The following is an 853-nucleotide window of genomic DNA, read 5'->3' as shown; positions in this document are numbered from 1 at the left end:
CGGATCGGTGTGGTCGACGGGGACGCGCTGGAGGGGCAGGGCGAGTTCACCCTCTCCCTGCGCGAGGTCCGCGAGGCGCACGAGGGCACCATCGAGGCGCTGATGGCCTGACGGCCACACCGTCCGCAGGGCTCCTCCGAGGTCCCGGCACCGGTCCCCGCGACCGGCGCCGGGACCTCGCGCTTCCTCCCACGTACCGTCAACTCCCGGGCCATATCGGGCAGTTGAATCGCGCAACCGGTCACGGTCCGGGGTGAAGATACGGCCCCACATCCGCCCCCGGGCGTCGTAGTCTCGGCCCCATGCCAGCAGCCTCCGCACGCCGTCCCCGTTCGTACGACCCGGTGAAGACCCGCGCCGCCGTGCTCGCGCAGGCCGCGCACGTCGCCGAGGCCGTCCGCGAGGTCCAACACCGCCCGGAGGACGGCCGACGCGACCGGGTGCCCCGCGAAGAGGACCTCGGGCCGCACCGCCGTCCTCCCCCGCGCCGGTCAGCTGACCGGCGCCGCGCTCCGGGCGGCTAGGGCGGCCGCCCCCCGGCGGTGCAGCGCCCAGCCGAGGAAGCCGGCCACCAGGACGACCACCGGGAACGGCACCGCGAACAGCGCGAGCGCCAGGAACGACGCGACCGCGATGGCGACCAGCGCCGGGCTGGTGAGCGCCCGCTTCGCGACCCGGACCACCGCCTGCGCCACGATCGCGAGGACCGCGGGCGCGAGCCCCGCGAACGGGGCGGTCACCGCGGTCGTGGAGCCGAAGGCGACGTAGACGGCCGCCAGCGCCAGCAGGGCGAGGACGCCGGGCAGCACGAACAGCCCGCCGGCCACGAGCCCGCCGCGGGTGCCGTGCAGGA

General features: G+C 76.3%; 2 protein-coding genes. One reads left to right on the top strand and one right to left on the bottom strand.

The genetic code is table 11. The features are described from left to right. Positions 1 to 302 precede the first annotated feature (302 nt). Complete coding sequence (locus tag E6R62_RS37555) at positions 303 to 524, top strand: hypothetical protein (protein ID WP_136217921.1); 222 nt, start codon at positions 303 to 305, stop codon at positions 522 to 524. Here E6R62_RS37555 and E6R62_RS37550 read toward each other — a convergent pair. After that, the coding region (locus E6R62_RS37550) for a chromate transporter (RefSeq protein ID WP_136217920.1) at positions 492 to 853 on the bottom strand (362 nt) is incomplete at its 5' end. The genes E6R62_RS37555 and E6R62_RS37550 overlap by 33 nt on opposite strands.

Origin of the sequence: Streptomyces sp. A1136, assembly GCF_004795055.1 — a bacterium.
GTDB lineage: Bacteria > Actinomycetota > Actinomycetes > Streptomycetales > Streptomycetaceae > Streptomyces.
This window is presented reverse-complemented; position numbering and strand designations above follow the sequence as displayed.

What these genes read in the sequence shown, in the direction of transcription:
- E6R62_RS37555 (WP_136217921.1), top strand. Translation starts at nt 303, where the DNA reads ATGCCAGCAGCCTCCGCACGCCGTCCCCGTTCGTACGACCCGGTGAAG.